Here is a 253-nt window from a genome sequence, read left to right on the forward strand (position 1 = left end):
CGCCCGATTACAGGAAAACGGCATAGCCGCCCAGGTGGATCACCGCAGTCTGGCGGAGCAAGGTCAGGATCGGGCACCGACCCGGCATCTGGGGCCAGCGGCCAGTGGTTATGAGCGGCGGACCGGACAACCGAGCCGCCGAAGGCTGGATTTTGAGCAGGAAGTTTCGGAACGATTAAAGCTGGCCAAGGAAGCGGGTGAGCTGGAGCGGCAAGACCTGGCGGTAGATCAGAGTATTCTTGATCTATCCGGC

At 61.3% G+C, this 253-nt stretch carries 1 protein-coding gene; it reads left to right on the forward strand.

The features are described from left to right. On the forward strand, window positions 1-253 hold a 253-nt coding region (locus tag HJG40_RS01460), incomplete at both ends, for a MobA/MobL family protein (RefSeq protein WP_215862556.1).

Origin of the sequence: Acidithiobacillus concretivorus (assembly GCF_018853445.1) — a bacterium.
GTDB lineage: Bacteria > Pseudomonadota > Gammaproteobacteria > Acidithiobacillales > Acidithiobacillaceae > Acidithiobacillus > Acidithiobacillus concretivorus.